Origin of the sequence: Bradyrhizobium sp. HKCCYLRH2015, from assembly GCF_051168215.1 — a bacterium.
Classification (GTDB): Bacteria; Pseudomonadota; Alphaproteobacteria; order Rhizobiales; family Xanthobacteraceae; genus Bradyrhizobium.
On the sequence record NZ_JBNPUO010000005.1, the window covers coordinates 63,619 to 82,970 of the forward strand.

Annotated in this window: 14 protein-coding genes and 1 riboswitch; of the genes, 5 read left to right on the forward strand and 9 right to left on the reverse strand. The window is 66.7% G+C overall.

The window, feature by feature from the left end:
- The first annotated feature begins 269 nt into the window (after nt 1-269).
- Entirely contained in the window at nt 270-1,349 is a 1,080-nt protein-coding gene (locus ACQR1H_RS14335) for a DUF1835 domain-containing protein (protein WP_434907718.1), read from the forward strand.
- Here the strand turns inward: ACQR1H_RS14335 and gcvP are convergent.
- The 3 genes from gcvP to gcvT all read right to left on the reverse strand — a co-directional run bounded on the left by gcvP (nt 1,328) and on the right by gcvT (nt 5,882).
- Nucleotides 1,328-4,201 (reverse strand): aminomethyl-transferring glycine dehydrogenase, encoded by a 2,874-nt coding sequence (gcvP, locus tag ACQR1H_RS14340; RefSeq protein ID WP_434907719.1) that lies wholly within the window; start codon nt 4,199-4,201, stop codon nt 1,328-1,330. The genes ACQR1H_RS14335 and gcvP overlap by 22 nt on opposite strands.
- 157 nt (nt 4,202-4,358) lie before the next feature.
- Complete coding sequence (gcvH, locus tag ACQR1H_RS14345; protein WP_316238711.1) at nt 4,359-4,724, reverse strand: glycine cleavage system protein GcvH; 366 nt, start codon at nt 4,722-4,724, stop codon at nt 4,359-4,361.
- Nucleotides 4,725-4,733: 9 nt separating this feature from the next.
- Nucleotides 4,734-5,882 carry a glycine cleavage system aminomethyltransferase GcvT gene (gene gcvT / locus ACQR1H_RS14350; RefSeq protein ID WP_434907720.1) on the reverse strand — a complete coding sequence of 383 codons (1,149 nt, stop codon included), beginning with the start codon at nt 5,880-5,882 and terminating at the stop codon, nt 4,734-4,736.
- Between the two features lie 146 nt (nt 5,883-6,028).
- Nucleotides 6,029-6,140: riboswitch (glycine riboswitch) on the reverse strand.
- 181 nt (nt 6,141-6,321) lie between these two features.
- Here gcvT and alaS point away from each other — a divergent pair.
- From alaS to ACQR1H_RS14370, 4 genes are all read left to right on the forward strand, one after another.
- On the forward strand, nt 6,322-9,003 hold the full coding sequence (alaS, locus tag ACQR1H_RS14355; protein ID WP_434907863.1) for an alanine--tRNA ligase: 2,682 nt from the start codon (nt 6,322-6,324) through the stop codon (nt 9,001-9,003).
- Nucleotides 9,004-9,005: 2 nt separating this feature from the next.
- Complete coding sequence (locus tag ACQR1H_RS14360) at nt 9,006-10,235, forward strand: cyclic nucleotide-gated ion channel (RefSeq protein WP_434889186.1); 1,230 nt, start codon at nt 9,006-9,008, stop codon at nt 10,233-10,235.
- Between the two features lie 1,011 nt (nt 10,236-11,246).
- Complete coding sequence (locus ACQR1H_RS14365) at nt 11,247-12,593, forward strand: carbohydrate porin (protein WP_434907721.1); 1,347 nt, start codon at nt 11,247-11,249, stop codon at nt 12,591-12,593.
- 195 nt (nt 12,594-12,788) lie between these two features.
- Nucleotides 12,789-13,988, forward strand: a complete 1,200-nt coding sequence (locus ACQR1H_RS14370) for an adenylate/guanylate cyclase domain-containing protein (protein ID WP_316182526.1) — start codon at nt 12,789-12,791, stop codon at nt 13,986-13,988.
- Between the two features lie 32 nt (nt 13,989-14,020).
- Here the strand turns inward: ACQR1H_RS14370 and ACQR1H_RS14375 are convergent, their stop codons facing one another.
- The 6 genes from ACQR1H_RS14375 to ACQR1H_RS14400 all read right to left on the reverse strand — a co-directional run bounded on the left by ACQR1H_RS14375 (nt 14,021) and on the right by ACQR1H_RS14400 (nt 19,105).
- Nucleotides 14,021-15,028 (reverse strand): hypothetical protein, encoded by a 1,008-nt coding sequence (locus ACQR1H_RS14375; protein ID WP_434907722.1) that lies wholly within the window; start codon nt 15,026-15,028, stop codon nt 14,021-14,023.
- A 127-nt stretch (nt 15,029-15,155) separates the two neighbouring features.
- The gene (locus ACQR1H_RS14380; protein WP_434907723.1) at nt 15,156-15,548 is read right to left on the reverse strand and encodes a hypothetical protein; all 393 of its coding nucleotides are present in this window, start codon (nt 15,546-15,548) and stop codon (nt 15,156-15,158) included.
- Nucleotides 15,549-15,559: 11 nt separating this feature from the next.
- Nucleotides 15,560-15,847 carry a DUF3303 domain-containing protein gene (locus ACQR1H_RS14385; RefSeq protein ID WP_316218117.1) on the reverse strand — a complete coding sequence of 96 codons (288 nt, stop codon included), beginning with the start codon at nt 15,845-15,847 and terminating at the stop codon, nt 15,560-15,562.
- A gap of 116 nt (nt 15,848-15,963) precedes the next feature.
- A complete protein-coding gene (locus ACQR1H_RS14390) occupies nt 15,964-17,382 on the reverse strand; it encodes a TolC family outer membrane protein (protein WP_315804245.1) in 1,419 nt (472 codons plus the stop codon).
- Between the two features lie 470 nt (nt 17,383-17,852).
- Nucleotides 17,853-18,632 (reverse strand): enoyl-CoA hydratase, encoded by a 780-nt coding sequence (locus ACQR1H_RS14395; protein WP_315804244.1) that lies wholly within the window; start codon nt 18,630-18,632, stop codon nt 17,853-17,855.
- Between the two features lie 83 nt (nt 18,633-18,715).
- Nucleotides 18,716-19,105, reverse strand: a complete 390-nt coding sequence (locus ACQR1H_RS14400) for a hypothetical protein (RefSeq protein ID WP_315804243.1) — start codon at nt 19,103-19,105, stop codon at nt 18,716-18,718.
- Between the last annotated feature and the right edge of the window lie 247 nt (nt 19,106-19,352).

Here is a 19,352-nt window from a genome sequence, read left to right on the forward strand (position 1 = left end):
GGACGTCGTGTTGCCGACGTTCCGGCGCCCGTTTGCAGAAGTGTGGTGTTCTGCCGAAATCTGCGTTGCTGCATGACCAATGCAGTGAGCCCGGGTTTCTGAGCGCCGGATACGATCTTCAGCGCGAATAGTCGAAAGCGTGCGGGCGGACGAGCGGACCGGATCCGCGCGGCGGCACCAACATTTCCGGCGCCGGTCCTGGGCGCCGGGAGCCGATCGCGAACGTGTTGATAGCCTTGAGCCAATCAGGTCGTGCCGGAGCCAACAGCATGACGCGTTTGATTCTAGCGGCCGATGATCCCAGCGCCGGAGCGCTTCGGAGGGGCGGCTTTGCCGACCTGGTGGTGCCAATTCTCCATCGTTTCGTGTGGGGACCGCTGCCATCCGATGCCGAATTATCGGCTTATCTCGTCCAGCGCACCGTGCGACGGAAGCGGGGGCATTGGTTGGATTTCGCCTCGCGCGTCGACTTCATGGCGGTCGGCGGGCGGAGTCAGAGTTTTCTCGAACTTGTCGACCGTTGCGATAGCGTCGAACTGTGGATGGGGACCCGTCCGAACGATCAGTTGGTGCTGATCTGGCTCTTGGATTATCTGCGCGATTACGCCGAGATCGCGACGAAGATCGTGTTGCGACACCTCGATGCGCCAGTCTTCGACGCCTTGGCCAGACAACCCGCCGGCCGGACCATTGCCGGCGTAGCGCTCGCGCGTGAGCATCTCGACCTGGGCCACCTGGCATGGCAGGCGTTTCGAACGCCGACGCCGCAAGCCTGGTTCGATCTGTTGAAGCAGGATCTCAGTGCACTGCCGCAGCTTCGCCGCTGCGTGCAGGAGATGCTCGATGAGCTTCCCAGTGTTGCCACGGGCCTGGGAGCATCGGAACTGCGAATCCTCGAATTACTGTCAGCCGGCTATCAGCACCCCTTCGACCTGTTGCCGCATCATCGGGATCGCTTTCAACGCCGCGTCTATGACTATTGGGAGGGAGGCACGTTGCTTGACGGTCTGGCACTCGCGCCGGTGCCGGCAATTTCGGGCCTCGACGAATGGCCGTTCTCGGTCGAGATGCACGACAGCCGTGAACGCCTCGAGCGCTACAAGGCCAGCAGGCTGTCGCTGACGCCGCTCGGCAAGGCAATCCTCGCCGGCGAGGAGGATTTCAGCAGCCATAATCCGATCCGGCGCTGGTGGGGCGGCACCGAATTGATCAACGCCAATCTCTGGCGTTGGCATGCGGTGCTCATCGCTCCGGATCCGGGCTCGTCTGACGTCATTGTTTGCCGCGAGCCGTGGCGCCCGATCGCTCGGAACATGCGTGAGGAAGCTTACTCCGCCGCCTGGGCGTAGTCCGCCACCGGCGGGCAGGAGCACACCAGATTGCGGTCGCCGTAGACGTTGTCGACGCGGCCGACCGGGCACCAGTACTTGTCGGTGCGCGAGGTGCCCGCGGGGAAGCAACCCTCGCTGCGGCGGTAGGCCCTGTTCCAATCGTCGTCGGCGATGTCGTGCACCGTGTGCGGCGCGTGGCGCAGCGGCGAGGCCTCGATTCCGAAGCGGCCCTGCTCGACCTCGGCGATCTCCTTGCGGATCGCGATCATAGCGTCGCAGAAGCGGTCGAGCTCAGCCTTGGACTCCGATTCCGTCGGCTCGATCATCAGGGTGCCCGCCACCGGGAAGCTCATAGTCGGCGCGTGGAAGCCGTAGTCGATCAGCCGCTTGGCGATGTCGTCGACGGTGACGCCGCTGCTCTGCTTGAGCGGCCGCGGGTCGATGATGCATTCATGCGCGACGCGGCCGCGCTCATTGCGGTAGAGCACCGGGAAATGCGCATCGAGCCGCGCCGCGACGTAGTTGGCGTTGAGGATCGCAATCTCGGTGGCGCGGGTCAGGCCGTCGCCGCCCATCAGCAGCATGTAGATGTAGGAGATGGTCAGGATCGAGGCCGAGCCGTAGGGGGCGGCCGAGACCGGCCCGATCGGATGCGCGCTCGCGCCGTCGGTCGCTGGGTGACCGGGCAGGAAGGGCGCCAGATGCGCCTTCACGCCGATCGGGCCCATGCCAGGGCCGCCGCCGCCATGCGGAATGCAGAACGTCTTGTGCAGGTTGAAATGGCTGACATCGGCGCCGTAATCGCCGGGTCTGGAGAGGCCGACCTGCGCATTGAGGTTGGCGCCGTCGAGATAGACCTGTCCGCCGTGGGCATGGACGATGTCGCAGATGTCACGGATGTGCTCCTCGAACACGCCATGCGTCGAGGGATAGGTGATCATGATGGCGGCGAGCTTGGCGCTATGCACTTCCGCCTTGGCCGTGAGATCGGCGAGATCGACATTGCCGCCTGCATCGCAGCCGACCACGACCACCTCCATGCCGGCCATATGCGCGGAGGCGGGGTTGGTGCCGTGAGCGGACGAGGGAATCAGGCAGATCGTGCGGTGGCCCTCGCCACGCGCGGCATGGTAGCCCCGAATGGCCAGAAGCCCGGCATATTCGCCCTGCGCGCCCGAGTTCGGCTGCAGCGACACGGCGTCATAGCCGGAGATGCGGCACAGCCAGTCGGTCAGATCGGCGAACATCGTGTGATAGCCGGCCGCCTGCGCGCGCGGCACGAACGGGTGCAGGCTGGAAAATTCCGGCCAGGTCAGCGGGATCATCTCGGTGGTCGCGTTCAGCTTCATCGTGCACGAGCCAAGCGGAATCATCGCACGATCGAGCGCGAGGTCGCGGTCCGCAAGCTTGCGCAAATAGCGCAGCATCTCGGTCTCGGAGCGATGCGCGTGGAACACCGGATGCGCGAGGTACGGCCGCTGCCGCTTGAGCTCGGCCGGCAGCGCCTCGCGGGCTTCCGCCTCGATCGTCGTGTAGGAGAGGTCGCCGCCGAATGCGCGCCAGACGGCTTCGACGATATCGGCCGTCGTGGTCTCATCGAGTGCGATCCGCAGCCTGCTGCCGTCGCGGCCGAGATTGATCCGCTCGCCTTCGGCGCGGGCGATGATCGACTCGGACTTGGCGCCGGCCTCGACAGTGAGCGTGTCGAAGAAGGTCTCGCTTTCCGGCGCAAAGCCGAGCTTGCGCAGCCCCGCAGCCAGCACCGCAGTCCGCCGATGCGCGGTACGGGCGATCGCCTTCAGCCCGTCCGGGCCATGATAGACCGCATACATCGCGGCGATCACCGCCAGCAGCACCTGCGCGGTGCAGATGTTCGACGTTGCCTTCTCGCGCCTGATGTGCTGCTCGCGGGTCTGCAGCGCCAGCCGATAGGCGGGGGCACCGCGCGAATCGACGGACAGGCCGACAATGCGGCCGGGCAGGGAGCGCTTCAGCGCATCGCGCACCGCCATGTAGGCGGCATGCGGACCGCCATAGCCCATCGGCACGCCGAAGCGCTGCGCCGAGCCGATCGCGATGTCGGCGCCGAGTTCGCCCGGCGAGGCGATCACGGTTACCGCCAGCAGGTCGGCGGCGAGGATCGCCAGCGCGCCCTTGTCGTGCAGCTTGGCGATCGCGGCGCGTGGATCGCGCAGCGCGCCCGTCGTATCCGGATATTGCAGCAGGCCGCCGAACACCTCGGCGCCGTCCAGATCCTTGGCGGGATCGCCGACGATCAGCTGCCAGCCGAGCGGCTCCGCGCGGGTGCGCAGCACCGCCAGCGTCTGCGGATGCACGTTCCGATCGACGAAGAATGCCTTGGTCTTCGCCCGCGCCGACCGCTCGGCCAGCGCCATCGCTTCCGCCGCCGCCGTGGCTTCGTCCAGCAGCGAGGCGTTGGCGACGTCGAGCCCGGTGAGATCGCAGATCATGGTCTGGAAGTTGAACAGCGCTTCCAGCCGGCCCTGGCTGATCTCTGGCTGATAGGGGGTGTAGGCCGTGTACCAGGCCGGGTTCTCCAGGATGTTGCGCTGGATCACCGCCGGCATCAGCGTGCCGGAATAGCCCTGGCCGATCAGCGAGATGAAGACCTGATTCCGTGCCGCCAGTGCACGCATGTGCGACAAGGCTTCAGTTTCGCTCAACGCCGGCTCGAGGGTGAGCGGCGCCGCCTGCCGGATCGTGCCGGGCAGCGTCTGCGCCATCAGCTCCGCGACGCTCTTGGCGCCGACGGTCTCCAGCATCGCCGCGACGTCGCGCGGCGAGGGACCGATATGGCGGCGGGCGAAGCTGGTGGCGGCATCATCGAGCGGCTTGAGCGGCGTGGTCATGAGCAAATCCTCTATGCCTCGTCATGCCCCGCGACGGCGGGGCATCCAGTAAACAGCGACGGCGAGATCGGCAGGCCGTAGCCCGGGCGAGCGCAGCGACCCCGGGACCGCGGGTCCCGCATATCGCTCCGCTCATGCGGGCTACGCACCGCGCGTCTCACGCCGTGTGCGCCTTGTAGGCGGCCTCATCCATCAGCCCGCCGAGCTCGCTCTTGTCGGCGATCTTGAGCTTGAAGAACCAGGCCTTGCCGCCGGCGTCGGTGTTGACGAGCGCAGGCTCGTCGACGATCGCCTGGTTGACCTCGACCACCTCGCCGGTGATCGGCGCATAGACGTCGGAGGCGGCCTTGACCGATTCGACCACGGCGGCGGCTTCCGACTTCTTCAGCGCGCGGCCGACCTGCGGCAGCTCCACGAACACGACGTCGCCGAGCTGGGCCTGCGCATAGTCGGTGATGCCGATGGTGGCTGTGTCGCCATCGATGCTGAGCCATTCATGGTCGGAGGTGTAGAGCGTAGTCATGGACGTCCTTCAGCGCTTGTAGGTGTTGGGAACGAAGGGCATGGCGGCGACCCGCAGCGGCAGGCGTTGGCCGCGCACATCGGCGAACAACGGGGTGTCGAGCGCAGAGAGAGTGGTCGGCACGTAACCCATCGCGACCGGCGCATTCAGCGTCGGGCCGAAGCCACCAGAGGTGACCTTGCCGACCGGCTCGCCTGAATCGGCCGAAGCGAACAGCGCTGCTCCCTCGCGCACCGGCGCGCGGCCCTCGGGCCGCAAACCGACGCGGCGGCGTGTCGCACCGCCATCGAACTGCGCGAGGATCTTGTCAGCGCCGGGGAAGCCGCCGGCGCGCGCGCCGCCGGTGCGGCGGACCTTCTGCACCGACCATTCCAGCGCAGCTTCCACGGGCGTTGTCGCCGTGTCGATGTCGTGGCCGTAGAGGCAGAGCCCGGCCTCGAGCCGCAGGCTGTCGCGGGCGCCCAGCCCGATCGGCAGCACGTCCTTGTCGGACAGCATCGCCTCGGCGAGCCGCTCGGCCTGATCGGCAGGCACCGAGATCTCGTAGCCGTCCTCGCCGGTGTAGCCCGAGCGCGAAACGTAGCAGGCGAGCCCATCGACGCTGCGCGGCCCCGCGTCCATGAACCGCATCGCCTCGGCCTCTGCACAGAGTTTCGTCAGCACGGACGCCGCCTTCGGCCCCTGCAGCGCCAGCAGCGCGCGGTCGGTCAGCGGTTGGACCTCGCAGACGTCGGACAGCCCGTCGCGCAGCAGCGCGATGTCCGCCTCCTTGCAGGCGGCGTTGACCACCAGCACCAGGTGCTCGCCGAAATTCGCCACCATCAGGTCGTCGAGGATGCCGCCCTCGGCGTTGGTGAACTGGGCATAGCGCTGCCGGCCGGGCGGGATGCCGATGACGTCCTGCGGCACCAGCCGCTCCAGCGCCGCCGCGGCGTCGGCGACGTTGCCGGATTTCGGCAGCAGCGCGACCTGGCCCATGTGGGAGACGTCGAACAGCCCGGCCGCGCTGCGGGTATGGAGGTGTTCCTTGAGTACGCCGGGCGCGTATTGCACCGGCATCTTATAGCCCGCAAAGGGCACCATCTTGCCGCCGAGGCTGACATGCAGCGCATGCAGCGGCGTTCGCTTCAAAGAAAGGGGGGCAGCCGGTTCAGCCATCGATCAGGGGTCCTCGCGCGGTTCCTCGGGACCAGTCCCGAAAAACGCCACCGAAGCCCCATCTGTCGCTGTGCCTGAGAGTATTATCCCGTCGGCGGACGCGTCCCGGGATCATGCCGGGCGAGCGTCTCTTTCCAGATGCAGTTGCAGGCGCGAGGGTCCTTTTGCCTGAGAGTTTCCGGGGCGGTTGCTCCTTCGGCGCCGACCCTTGACGTTCAACCAGAACCTCAAAAGGCCAGTCTCTCCCGACGCGACTGTCGTCTATGTCCGGGACCAAACACCAGCCCGCGCAAGCTGTCAACGCGTCACGGCGGCTTTCAACCAGCTTTAGGAGCCGTGCAGCAAGCCCATGATGTTTCTGCACAGTTTCTGGACACGCGAAGTCGCCTTGTCTAAAAGCATTGCCGCCGAATTCCCGGACTTCTTCGATTGGATTGCTATGAGCGGCGTCAACGAGATCAGGTCGACCTTCCTCAATTTCTTCGCTGCGAACGGCCACGAGATCGTGCCGTCCTCGCCGCTGGTGCCGCGCAACGACCCGACTTTGATGTTCACGAACGCCGGCATGGTGCAGTTCAAGAACGTCTTCACCGGCGTCGAGAAGCGGCCCTACAACCGCGCCACGACGTCGCAGAAGTGCGTCCGCGCCGGCGGCAAGCACAACGACCTCGACAATGTCGGCTACACCGCCCGGCACCACACCTTCTTCGAGATGCTCGGCAACTTCTCCTTTGGCGATTACTTCAAGGAGAACGCCATCGAGCTCGCCTGGAAGCTGGTCACCAAGGAGTTCGGCCTCCCGAAGGACAAGCTGACTGCGACCGTCTACATCGACGACGACGAGGCGTTCGGGCTCTGGAAGAAGATCGCCGGCCTGCCGGAATCGCGCATCATCCGCATCGCCGGTTCGGACAATTTCTGGCAGATGGGCGACACCGGCCCGTGCGGCCCGTGCTCGGAGATCTTCTACGACCACGGCGACAAGATCTGGGGCGGCCCGCCGGGATCGCCGGAGGCGGACGGCGACCGCTTCATCGAGATCTGGAACCTCGTGTTCATGCAGTACGAGCAGCTCGAGGGCGGGGTCCGCAATCCCCTTCCGAAGCCGTCGATCGACACCGGCGCGGGCCTCGAGCGCGTCGCCGCGGTGCTGCAGGGCAAGCACGACAATTACGACATCGACCTGTTCGTCGCGCTGATCCGCGCCATCGCCGACCTCACCAATGCCGACCCGCAGGGGCCGCAGAAGGCGTCGCTTCGCGTGATCGCCGACCATTTGCGCGCCTCGTCGTTCCTGATCTCGGACGGCGTGCTGCCGTCCAACGAGGGCCGCGGCTATGTGCTGCGCCGGATCATGCGCCGCGCGATGCGCCACGCCCAGCTGCTCGGCGCCCGTGAGCCGCTGATGCACAAGCTCGTCGGCACGCTCTCGCGCGAGATGGGCCAGGCCTATCCCGAGCTGATCCGCGCCGAGGCGCTGATCAAGGAGACGCTGCGGCTCGAGGAGACCCGCTTCCGCAAGACCCTGGAGCGCGGGCTGGCTATCCTCGACGAGAAGTCGGCCTCGCTCTCGAAGGGCGACATGTTCGACGGCGACGTCGCCTTCACGCTGTACGACACCTACGGCTTCCCGCTCGATCTCACCCAGGACGCGCTGAAGTCGCGCGGCATCAGCGTCGACCAGGCCTCCTTCACCGATGCCATGGACCGCCAGCGGGCCAAGGCGCGCGCGGCGTGGGCCGGAAGCGGCGAGGCGGCGACCGAGACTGTCTGGTTCCCGCTGCGCGAGAAGCTCGGGGCCACCGAGTTCCTCGGCTACGAGACCGAGACGGCGGAGGGCGCGGTCACCGCGCTGGTCAAGGACGGCGCCGAGGTCGACAGCCTCAAGGCCGGCGAGAGCGGCGTCATCGTGCTCAACCAGACGCCGTTCTATGGCGAGTCCGGCGGCCAGGTCGGCGACACCGGCGTGATGACCGGCGACGGCGTCCGCGTCCGTATCACCGACACCCAGAAGAAGGCCGGCGACCTGTTCGCGCATATCGGCACGGTGGAGCAGGGCACGCTCAAGCTCGGCACGGCGCTGCAGCTCGACGTCGATCATGGCCGGCGCTCGGCGATCCGCGCCAACCATTCGGCGACCCACATCCTGCACGAGGCGCTGCGCCAGGTGCTCGGCGACCACATCGCCCAGCGCGGCTCGCTCGTCTCGCCCGACCGGCTGCGCTTCGACTTCGTCCATCCGAAGCCGATCTCTCCGGAGGAGCTCGCCCGCGTCGAGGACATCGCCAACGACGTCGTGCTCGAGAATGCCGAGGTCACGACCCGGCTGATGGGGCTCGACGATGCGCGGGAGGCCGGCGCCCGCGCGCTGTTCGGCGAGAAATATGGCGACGAGGTCCGCGTCGTCTCCATGGGCAACGCCGCGCGCGACCACGGCGCCAATGCCATGGGCTGGTCGGTCGAGCTGTGCGGCGGCACCCATGTCAGGCGCACCGGCGACATCGGCCTGATCGCGGTCACCTCGGAGAGCGCTGTCGCGTCCGGCGTCCGCCGCATCGAGGCACTGACGGCGCGCGGCGCGCGGGCGCATGCCAACCACAACCTCGCGCTCGCCAAGGCGGCGGCAGCCGAGCTGCGCACCACGGTCGAGGACGTGCCAGCGCGCATCACCGCGCTGATGGAGGAGCGCAAGAAGCTCGAGCGCGAGCTGTCGGACGCGCGCAAGAAGCTCGCGATGGGCAGCGGCACCTCGATCGGCAACGGCTCGCCGGCGGCCGGCGTCCGCGAGGTCGGTGGCGTGAAGCTGATGGCCCGCGCCGTCTCCGGAATCGAGATGAAGGACCTCAAGTCGCTCGCCGACGAGGCCAAGAAGCAGCTCGGCTCCGGCGTGGTCGCGCTTGTCGCGACCTCCGAGGACGGCAAGGCCGGCGTCGTGGTCGGCGTGACCGCCGATCTCACCGCGCGCTTCAACGCGGTCGACCTCGTGCGCGCCGCGTCCGAGGCGCTGGGCGGCAAGGGCGGCGGCGGCCGTCCCGACATGGCCCAGGCCGGCGGCCCGGACGGCACCAAGGCGGAGGCTGCGCTGGCCGCGATCGAGAGTGCGATCGGCAAGGCAGGCTGATCGTGCCGACGCTCGGGCCGGGCGAGAGCGTTCGCGATCCCGATCTGCGCGACCGGCTGTACGAGCTGCTCGAGCACGACCATCTGCCGAGCACGCACGGCTCGCGCATCGTCCAGTTCATCGTGCTCGTCATCACGCTCGACGTGCTGGCGGTGGTGCTGGCCTCCGACCCGGACATCGCGGCTTCCATTGGCGGATTGCTGCGAGCGATCAAGGTCTGTTCGCTGATCGTGTTTGCCGCGGAGTATGTCGCTCGGCTCTGGAGCGTGGCGGGGCACATGCCGCGGCGCCAGTCGCCGCACCGGGAGCGGCTCGCCTACGCGTTGTCCGCGCTCGGCCTGATCGATCTCCTGTCCTTCGTGCCGGCGTCCATCGCGCTGGTGCTTGGCGATCGCACGCTGGAAGCCCTGTGCATCGTGCTGCCGTTCCTGAAGCTGGTGCGCTATTCGCCGGCGCTGCGCTCGCTCTTGTCCGCCGTGCAGGCCGAGCGGCGCATCCTGATCGGCTGCCTCGTCATCCTGGCCGGCGCGGTGCTGCTGTTCGCCTCGCTGCTCTACGCGGTCGAGCGCGATGTCCAGCCCGACAAGTTCGGCACCATCCCGCATGCGATGTGGTGGGCGATCGTGACGCTCGGCACCGTCGGCTATGGCGACGTCGTGCCGGTGACACCGCTCGGCCGCATCATCACGGTGTTCGCGATCATCTGGGGCTTTGCCATGATCGCGCTGCCGGTCGCGATCATCTCCACTGCGTTCGCCGAGGAGATCAAGCGGCGCGATTTCGTCGTCACCTGGGGCATGCTGGCGCGGGTGCCGCTGTTCTCGCATCTTTCGGCGTCCGAAATCGCCGACATCATGCGGCTGCTGCGTGCACGCACGATCGAAGGCGGCGAGGTGCTGGTGCGGCGCGGCGATCCGGCGTCCTCGATGTATTTCATCACCACGGGTGAGGTCGAGATCGAGCTGCCGACGCAATGCGTCAAGCTCGCCGACGGCACCTTCTTCGGCGAGATCGCGCTGCTGCACCGGACCAAGCGTTCGGGCACTGTGACGGCGACGCGCAAGACCCGGCTGCTGGTGCTCGACGCGCAGGATTTCCATGCGCTGATCGCGCGCATGCCGGCGCTCGCCGCGCATGTCCGGACCATCGCCAAGGCGCGCATGGCCGATTCCGGCGATCTTGCCCTCGCCGAGCTGTCGCAGGCCGAACGCGACGACCAGCCGGACGCGTAGGACGCTGCTCCCGGATCGCTCGCAGTCCCCCGTCCCATCTTCCAACCAGTCAAACAGCCGGGCGTGCACACACGGTCCCGCGGCGCGGTCGCGCCCAGGGGATGCGGAAAGCATTCGCCCTCGAAAGACGATGAGGGCGCAGGGAATGCCGGGTGAGGGCCTCACCCATGGCCCGCCTGCGGAAAAATGCAGGCGGCAGGTACCACAGGCAAAGCCGGTTCATCCGGCATTCCCTGCGCGGCGGTTTTAACGCTTATACGCGATCTCCTCGGTGCACCGGGCTTGTTGGCCACCGTTCGCACAATGCGCTTCAAGCGCATCGCGCGGGACATCAGCATCGGGATGCCAGGACCACGCGACTTCACGTCCGCGAGCGCATCATTCGTCCGCACCCGAAAGCGCGCTGATGTCCTCACGTCCACCGCATTGCCGGCCCAACGTCTCGTGACGACGCGTACGCCCCTCATCCGGACCGGAACGCGGATGGAATAGACATGATTTGCTGATTTTCGGAAGTGATTTATTTTCGCGCCGTCCTCTTGAATCGCGTGATGTCATTGAGGCGGATGACGAACAACGTTGTTGGCGCATCAGCTATCGCGAGCTGATGAGAACCGTCGAGGCCATATCCGCCTCGACACGCTGGTCGTCGGGCAAATCAACGCCCGCGTCCTCAAAGCTGTGCGTGCTGCAAGATGGCCGTTCTTCCTTGGGAAGCGAGTGTGCCAACGGTCCCCTGCACAGCGGCGCACCTGGCGAATATTCCGCACCGCAGTATGTGACGCCTATGTCACACTTACGGTTATACCGACTCCCCAATATAATATGACTATTCAAAGGCACCTCGGCGCTTGCTAGGATCGCCTTCCAATCTCAGGTTGACGAATGCGCTCCTCGAATGGGCGGCGGCCGGGATTGAGCCGTGGGGAAGCGCGTGCCGGGACGGAGGCTCTGGGCCGGACGCGACAGAACAACAGCCAGAGCCTGGGGACGCTGCGAGGAGCAGGAAAAATGAGTGGGTTTGCGACGACCGCACGCATGTGCGGCGTAGGGGTTGCTTTGTCTTGTTTGTTGGGCGGCGGTGCGCTCGCTGCCGATTTGCCGATGAAGGCGCCGCCGGTTCCCTATGCCGGTGTCGATGATTTCTGGACGCGGCCGTATCTGTTCGGTGATCTCGGCCGGACCAGGCTGAAGGAGCAGGGCATCTCGCTCGCGCTCACGCTGGGCGACGAGGCCGTCACCAACCTGTCGGGCGGCTCGCGCAACACCTCGGCCAATGCCGGACAATTGTGGTTCGAGGCCAAGTTCGACATGGCCAAGCTCGCCGGCATCCAGGGCGGCCTGATCGGCGTCACGCTGGTCGATCGCTTCGGCAAGAACCTCAACAGCGAGGCCGGCATTCCGGCGCTGCAGCTGACCAACGAGGTGTTCGGCCGCGGCAACATCCTGCGCCTCACCGAATTTTACTATCAGCAGAAGCTGCTCGACGACCGCCTCGTGCTCAAGGGCGGCCGGCTGCCGGTCGGCTCCGACTTCTTCTTCGGCCAGTGCGAGTTCATCAACCTGACCTTCTGCGGCGGCCAGCCGGGCAACATCCAGGGTGGCTACATCTACAACTGGCCCGTGAGCCAGTGGGCCGGCGTCGCGCACTACAACTTCACCAAGGAGTGGAAGTTGTCGGTCGGCGTCTACGACGCCAATCCGAACTACCTGACCACGTCGGATGCCGGCGTCTATCTCGCGCCGGGCATCGCGCGCTCCAATCCGGCCTCGGGCGTCCTGGTGCCGGTCGAGGTGGTGTATGAGCCGAGCGGTCCGCTCAACGGCACCTGGCGCTTCGGCGGCTGGTATGACAGCGCGTCGACCATCGACGGCGGTCTGCCCGGCATCACCGGCGTCTACGTGGGCGGTCCCGGCGTTGGCGACCAGAATCTCAGCGATTCGCGCGGCCGCTACGGCATCTACGAGTCGATCCTGCAGCGCTTGACCGTCGAGGGGCCGAAAGCGCAGGGCTGGTATACCTTCCTCAACACCAGCGTCGCGGATCACCGCACCGCCTATCAGGACTATCAGATTTCCTGGGGCATCAAGCACACCGGAACCTTTTCGTTCCGTCCCGATGACGAGGTCGGCTTCGCGGTCGGCACGACGCACGTCAACTCGGCGGCCCTGACGCCGAATGCCGGCGGCAACGAGGTGCCGATCGAGGCCTGGTATGGCTGGCAGGCGACCGGCTGGATGAACCTGAAGTTCGACGCCCAGTATGTCATCAATCCGGGCGGACGCGGCTTCAACGCCGCCGGCATGAAGACCGGCAATGCGGTGGTGCTCGGCCTGCGGACGGTGGTGCACTTCTGAGAAGCCTGTCAGGCGAGGGGCGGATGTGCAGCATCCGTCCCTCGCTGGGCTGAGACGATGAGCCGTCCTTTGCCGACGCCGAACCTGATGGGCCTGCCCATCGGGGTAGGGGCGCGATGCGTTGGTATCGGTTGACTCTTTTGCGCTGCGACACGACATCTCCCTGGCATTGCCGCGCCGGCCCAGGAGACCACCATGACCGCAACCGACGTCCGTCTCGCCGCCGGCCAGCGCCTGGGCGACGAGGTCGTGGACTGGCTCACCAGCGGCACCCGCGACGAACGCTTCATCGACAACATCTTCGCGCAGATGTGCATCCGCCTGCAGCGCGCCGGAATCCCGGTGAAGCGCGCGTCGCTGCACGTGCAGATCAACCATCCGCAATGGCTCGGCGCGCGCATCCTGTGGAGCGACGGGATGGAGAGCTCCGAGATCAATCGCGTCGACTATGACGTCGGCTCGCGTTCCGAGTTCATCGGCAGCCCGGTGAGCGAGGTCTACAACGGCGCCGACGAGATCCGCGAAAACCTGGCGCGTGATCCCGCGCTCGGCCGGCAGCATGGCATCTATGACGACATGCGCGCGCAGGGGCTGACCGACTATGTCGCCTGGCCGATCTTTCACACGCTCGGCAAGCGCCACTGCGTGACCTTCGCGACCGACCAGCGCGGCGGCTTCGATCATGCCGAGATCGGCGCCCTGAAGCGGCTGCTGCCGGTGCTGGCGCTGGTCAGCGAGATCCGCATCAAGAACCGGCTGGCGCGCACCCTGCTCGAGACCTATGTCGGGCCGCATGCCGGCGAGATGGTGCTGGCCGGCGCGACCCGACGCGGCAGCGGCGAGACCGTGAGCGCCGCGATCATGATCTGCGATCTCCGCGACTTCACCAAGATCTCCGACAATTGGCCGCGCGACGACGTGATCGATCTCCTCAACGGCTATTTCGACGCGATGGTCGAGCCGATCACAGAGCATGGAGGCGAGATCCTGAAGTTCATCGGCGACGGCCTGCTCGCCATCTTTCCGCTTAGCCAGCCCGGCGCCTGCGAGAACCTGCTGCACGCGGTCACCGGCGCCAGGCAGGCGATGGCGGAGCTCAACGCGCGGCATGCGGAAGGCGGCCGTGCGCCGCTGCGCTACGGCATCGGCATCCACGTCGGCGACGTCATGTACGGCAACATCGGCTCGCGCACGCGGCTGGATTTCACCGTGATCGGACCCGCGGTCAACATGGCTTCGCGCATGGAGGCGCTGACCAAGCAGGTCGGTCGTCCCGTGCTGATGTCGCGCGCCTTCGCCGAACTCGTCGAAGGCCCGTTCGCGCTCGAACGCGTCGGCGAATACCCGGTGCGCGGCTTCAACGACCCGATCGAGCTGTTTGCGTTCGAGGGGTAGGGCGTCGAGCTGTACCGTGCTCACGGCATGGCTCAGCGGCCGAACTCGTCCTGAAGCCGCAGGAATGTCTCGGTCGGGCGATCATAGCTGACGAGCCTGACGTCGAGGTCGAAGCTGGACGCCAGCAGCAGCGCGCGGCGCAGCGCGTCCTCGATCCAGCTCTCCTCATTGCCGAACGCGCCGCCGCCGACGCTGGTGAGCAGGGCAATGTTCGAGCCGCGTGTCGCGTTGAGGACCGCCGCCCAGATCGTTGCCTCGTAGCTGGCCTCGAGGATCAGGCGAGCGAATGTCTGCCAATATCGAGGGGCAGGGGAACAGTAGGCCACGGGGAGCGCGGAGCAGAAGGCCTGCGACACTGTCGGTCGGGGCTCGCCCGCGTCAGTCAGCTCGACGTCGGAATGCAGGCCGATCCGAAGGTGTCCGCGCAATGCGTCGATCTCATCGCCATCGCTTGCGTCGAGGATGGCCGTGATGGTCTCGAGTCCGGTCCGCGTGCACAGGGCGTAGCCGTTCGTCATCGCCCAAAGCTCGCCGCCGCGGGATAGACGGGACTTCAGAGCCGCCCCGACATCTGCGAGCGCGTCGAGCTGACGGTCGCGGGTCTGGCCCGATTCACCGCCGACCGGGGCAAAGTAGTTGCGATAGATCGTTGCGGCGCCGGCGGCGATCGCGCAGGCCGGCCCCTGCGTCGGATCATGCTGGTAGATCGTCACGCCGTCTTCCGGGGTCGCGTGGGGGCCGATCATCTCCAGCAGATTGAACTGCGAGGCGACCTGGAACAGGGCGCCGGCGAACTCCGGGACCAGATGAAGGGTGCGGACATCGCCGCTGACGAGACTCACGCGGAGCCGCCCGGTTCGACAGGCCGAGTCTTGGACCCTGGTCCGGAGCTCCGACAATTTCGGAAGCTCCAGCCGCCCGGTCTGGTAGCTCTTGCCATTGACCAGAGACGTCAGCCGTCCGTCTTCGCAGGCCAGTCTGGCGCGCGTCGAGGCATAGTCGGTCTCCTTGAAGCCGGTCAGGCGTTCGAACCAGTCCACGACATCAGCCTTTCGTTTTTGCTAGCCGACAAGATACGGCGAAATCGCCTCGGCGTCTGACGTTCGCGCGAGACGCAGTGTAGGCCATCGCAGCTCGCCGCAGCAATGAACGACTCTGTCGCCGTGCCTAGAAGATTCGCAGCGGCCGCCACCAGACGAGGCTCGGCGCGAACAAGGCCACAGCGAGCGCAGATGCGCCCCCGGCAATACAGATCGTGACGATGGCGCGCGGCGACAGGCCGCGGGCCTGCGGCAGGAATGTGAGCGCCCGGACGATCGCTCCGGTGATGAAGCCCGCTCTAGCGATCGGCAGCATCGGGATGTCGAGCAGATCTTCGAGCGTACACGCGCGGCTGCAGCTGCCTTGCTCCAGCGTCCACCATTCTCGCAGGCCGCCGATCATTGTCGCCAGCGCGAGCAGCAGCGTTGCCGCCAGCAGCGCCCGCCACGATGGCATTAGCACCGCGATCGCATAAGAGATCAGGCAGACGGCGAGCATCTGCGTCAGGACGTCGAGCATCGTCCCGCGACTCAACTCTCATCCAGGAACGGCGCCACCACCTCGCGCGTCTCCGCGCTGGTGACCACCGGGACGATCTCGAACGTCATGCCGGTGTTGCGGGCGTTGGACAGGATCCATTGCTGCAGCAGGCGGGCGTCGTTGCATTCCATCAGTTGGAAGCAGCGGTCGAAATTCGGCTCGATCCAGCTGCCGAGATATTTCAGCCCGTCGGGAAAGGTGATGCCGGGGTCGCGAACGCGACGGTAGACGGGAATCGGATCGCGGTCCTTGAAACGCTCGATCACCATGAACAGCATGCGCGCCTCCGCCTGGGTCCGGCGCAGAGTGTGGACGGAATCGAGCAGGTGTTCCAGGTCTCGCGCGTGGCCTCGCGGTCCGAAAGACCGGCTGCGGCACCGGCGGTGAGGGAGCTCTACTGTCCCGACGGCGTGCGCAGGCCGTGCCAGGCGTCGCGCACCTGATGGTAGTGAACCTCGGGCAGATAGTCCGGCGTATTCAGATTGAGATTCTTGACGTCGAGCCGGCCGACCGCGCTGAGCAGCGTGTAGGAGGCGATGACGCGGTCGCGCTGCGCGCCGATCAGCCGCGCCTTGGCCTGGATCAGATCGGCCTGCGAGTTCAGCACGTCGACGGTGGTGCGCTGGCCGCCCTGGGCCTCGCGCGAGACGCCCTGCAGCGCGACGGTGGCGGCCTTCACCTCGGCCTCGGAGGCGCTGACGGCGACCTTGGCGCCTTCATTGGCGACCCAGGCGCTGACCGCCGCGGTGCGGGCCTGGTTGCGGACCTGGTCGAGCACGAGGCGGCTCTGCGCCGCGAGCTCCTTGCTCTGGCGGGTCTGCGACGCGGCGGTGCCGCCGTCATAGATCGGCGCGGTGACGCTGCCGACGATCGAGGCCTGGTCGGTGCCGAAGGTGCCGAGCGTCTGATCCGAATCGCGGCTGCGGCTGACATTGCCTTGCAGGGTCACGGTCGGCAGCAGCGCGCCCTCGGCGACCTTGATCGAGGTCGAGGCCACGTCGACGTCGAAGCTCGCCGCAGCCACCGCCGGATTTTCCTTGTTGCCAAGCGCAATCGCGTCCTCGCGGCTGCGCGGCAGCAGGCGATCGATCGGGTCGGCCGCGCGCAGCTGGCCCGGCGCCATGCCGATGACCTGGGCATAGGTCGCCTGGCTGATGGCGAGGTTGACCTCGGCGGCGTTGAGGTCGGACTGGCCGCGCGCCAGCCGCGCCTCGGCCTGCGAGGCGTCGGTCGGCGTGACGTCGCCGGCATTGAGGCGGCGCTGTGTGACGGAGAGCGTCTCGCGCAGGAAGGCGACGTTGGAGCGCTGCGCCTCGACCAGCGACTGGTTGGCGAGCACGTTGGTGTAGGCGGTGACCGCGTCGAGCAGCACGCCCTGTCCGACATTGCGCAGCGCCTCGCGGCCCGACTGCACCTGCAACTCGGCCATGCGCACGCTGTTGGCGGTGCGGAAGCCGTTGAACAGCGTCTGCGTCACGGTCACGCCGATGGTCCAGGGCTTCAATGTCGCGGTCTGGATCGTGTTGCCGGGCAGCAGATTGCGCACGGCCTGCAGGCCGGCGCCGAGGCTCGCGATCAGTTGCGGGCGATAGCCGGCGAGCGCCTGCGGCACGTTCTCGTCGGTGGCGCGCTGGCGCGCGCGCTCGGCGTTCAGCGCCGGGTTGGTCTGATAGGCTTTGACGAGCGCGGCCGCGAGATCCTCGGCGCGCGCGGGCGAGCAGGCGACGACAAAGCCGGCGGCCACGGTCAGGCCGAGGCCGAACCGCCGCGCATGCACCTTGCCGACGCCAAATTGTTTGGCTCGACCCACCATCCGACTCCGCCGCGTCTCACTGTCTTAACCAGTTGTTTACCTGTTTACGGCGGATGGCGGCCACACACAAACCGCGGATATGGAATCCGGCGGGCTTTTCCATGGTTTATTGTGGCGCTCTCGCCACAGGCCGTTTGTCAGGCGCTTGCGCGACGGTCGTGCGGTAGGCCGGTGGGTGGGCGTGCGCGGACGACAGCGCACGGGCGCGCCGCGAATCGCGTCGGTGATATCCGAGTAACTCGCGGCTCGCTCGGTCTACCTCGCGCCGCTTGCGGGGGGAGGTCGAATGGCATCGCGGATGCCATTCGGGTGAGGGGGGACAGGTCCAACGACGTACGCTTCCCGAGCGTCTGCCCTCATCCCAACGCTCCCCCATGAAGAACGGGGAGAGGGAGCGCACCGCGTCCACGGCTATCGATGAACTGACTTCGAAAAATATCAACTCAGTCGAACTGAGCGCACTGCCAATCTCACCGGTTCTTGTTCACCGGCTTGCGCTTCTCGATGAACGCGGCCATGCCCTCGGCGCGGTCTTCCAGCGCGAAGGTGGCGTGGAACAGGTTGCGCTCGACATTCATGCCTTCGGACAGCGGGGTCTCGAAGGCGCGGTTGACGGCCTCCTTGGCCATCGCCGCTGCCGGGCGCGACATCGATGCGATCTTCTCCGCCGCGGCCATCACCTCGTCCATCAATTTGTCGGCCGGCACGATGCGGCTGACGAGGCCGGAGCGTTCGGCCTCGGCCGCATCCATCATGCGGCCGGTGAGGCAGAGGTCCATCGCCTTGGCCTTGCCGATCGCGCGCGTCAGGCGCTGGGTGCCGCCAATGCCCGGGATGGTGCCGAGCGTGATCTCGGGCTGGCCGAATTTGGCGGTGTCGGCGGCGATGATGAAGTCGCACATCATCGCGAGCTCGCAGCCGCCGCCGAGCGCATAGCCCGAAACCGCAGCGATCGTCGGCTTGCGGCAGCGCGCGACGCGGTCGCCGCCGATCGCGGTGAAGTCGCTCGAGAACATGTCGATGAAGCTCTTGGGCTGCATCTCCTTGATGTCGGCGCCGGCGGCGAACGCCTTCTCGCTGCCGGTGATCACGATGCAGCCGATGGCATCGTCGGCCTCGAGATCGTCGACGGCTGCAGCGATCTCGCGGAAGACGCCGAACGACAGCGCGTTGAGCATCTTCGGCCGGTTCAGGGTGATGATTCCGACCGCGCCTTTGCCTTCGACGATGATGTGCTCGTAAACGCTCATGATCCCACCCCGCAAATCAAAACAGCGGGCAATGTGCCCGCTGGATCGTTACGCATCAAGTAGGTGGGGCGCCGCGCGGCGCCTCAGATCATGAACATCCGCGCCGCCGAGCCCAGGGTGAGCAGGGTGCCGCAGGCGATGAAGATCTTGCCGATGATCGAGGCCTTGTCCCAGCCCGAGCTGTCGTCATTGCTGACCGTGACCATGTTCACGGTGACGTCCGAGGCCGCCGGCGCATCGCTCGGCGCGGCGTCGGCCGATTCCGCCGCAGGCGCGGCCTGAGCCTGGGCCTCGGCCGGCATCGGCGCCGGGAATCCGTCCTGCTTCGCTGCCGGGGCGCTCTCGGCCCCCACCGGCAGGAACGGACTGTAGCTCTGCTGTTCGGCCGCGCGCGCCAATCCAGTGCCAACGAGGCCCAGAACGAACGCGGCGGCAATGATCAATGCTGAACGTCCACTGGCTTGGATCGTCATCGTCGGCTTCTCCCCATCCCGCCAGCCCTAGCCGGAGTGAGACCCCGACAGATGTCGAGAACGGGGCAGAAAATGGGTATCTTCCTGCCGCTCACGGCAAAAGCTGGGCGGCGCCGCACTTTGCGACGCGGCCCATTAAACCTGATCATGCACCTTTCGATTCGGTGCTATGGAGCGGCTCCAAGGAACTGTTCCAAGACTTGCCCGGTGGCGTGCTCTCGGTGTGGCGTAACTCGGATGCTTCCGA

Coding starts and splice junctions, on each gene's coding strand:
- ACQR1H_RS14365 (WP_434907721.1), top strand. CDS start 11,247: ATGAGTGGGTTTGCGACGACCGCACGCATGTGCGGCGTAGGGGTTGCT.
- alaS (WP_434907863.1), top strand. CDS start 6,322: ATGAGCGGCGTCAACGAGATCAGGTCGACCTTCCTCAATTTCTTCGCT.
- ACQR1H_RS14385 (WP_316218117.1), bottom strand. CDS start 15,847: ATGCTGTTCATGGTGATCGAGCGTTTCAAGGACCGCGATCCGATTCCC.
- ACQR1H_RS14395 (WP_315804244.1), bottom strand. CDS start 18,632: ATGAGCGTTTACGAGCACATCATCGTCGAAGGCAAAGGCGCGGTCGGA.
- ACQR1H_RS14390 (WP_315804245.1), bottom strand. CDS start 17,382: ATGGTGGGTCGAGCCAAACAATTTGGCGTCGGCAAGGTGCATGCGCGG.
- ACQR1H_RS14400 (WP_315804243.1), bottom strand. CDS start 19,105: ATGACGATCCAAGCCAGTGGACGTTCAGCATTGATCATTGCCGCCGCG.
- gcvP (WP_434907719.1), bottom strand. CDS start 4,201: ATGACCACGCCGCTCAAGCCGCTCGATGATGCCGCCACCAGCTTCGCC.
- ACQR1H_RS14370 (WP_316182526.1), top strand. CDS start 12,789: ATGACCGCAACCGACGTCCGTCTCGCCGCCGGCCAGCGCCTGGGCGAC.
- ACQR1H_RS14380 (WP_434907723.1), bottom strand. CDS start 15,548: ATGCTCGACGTCCTGACGCAGATGCTCGCCGTCTGCCTGATCTCTTAT.
- gcvT (WP_434907720.1), bottom strand. CDS start 5,882: ATGGCTGAACCGGCTGCCCCCCTTTCTTTGAAGCGAACGCCGCTGCAT.
- gcvH (WP_316238711.1), bottom strand. CDS start 4,724: ATGACTACGCTCTACACCTCCGACCATGAATGGCTCAGCATCGATGGC.
- ACQR1H_RS14335 (WP_434907718.1), top strand. CDS start 270: ATGACGCGTTTGATTCTAGCGGCCGATGATCCCAGCGCCGGAGCGCTT.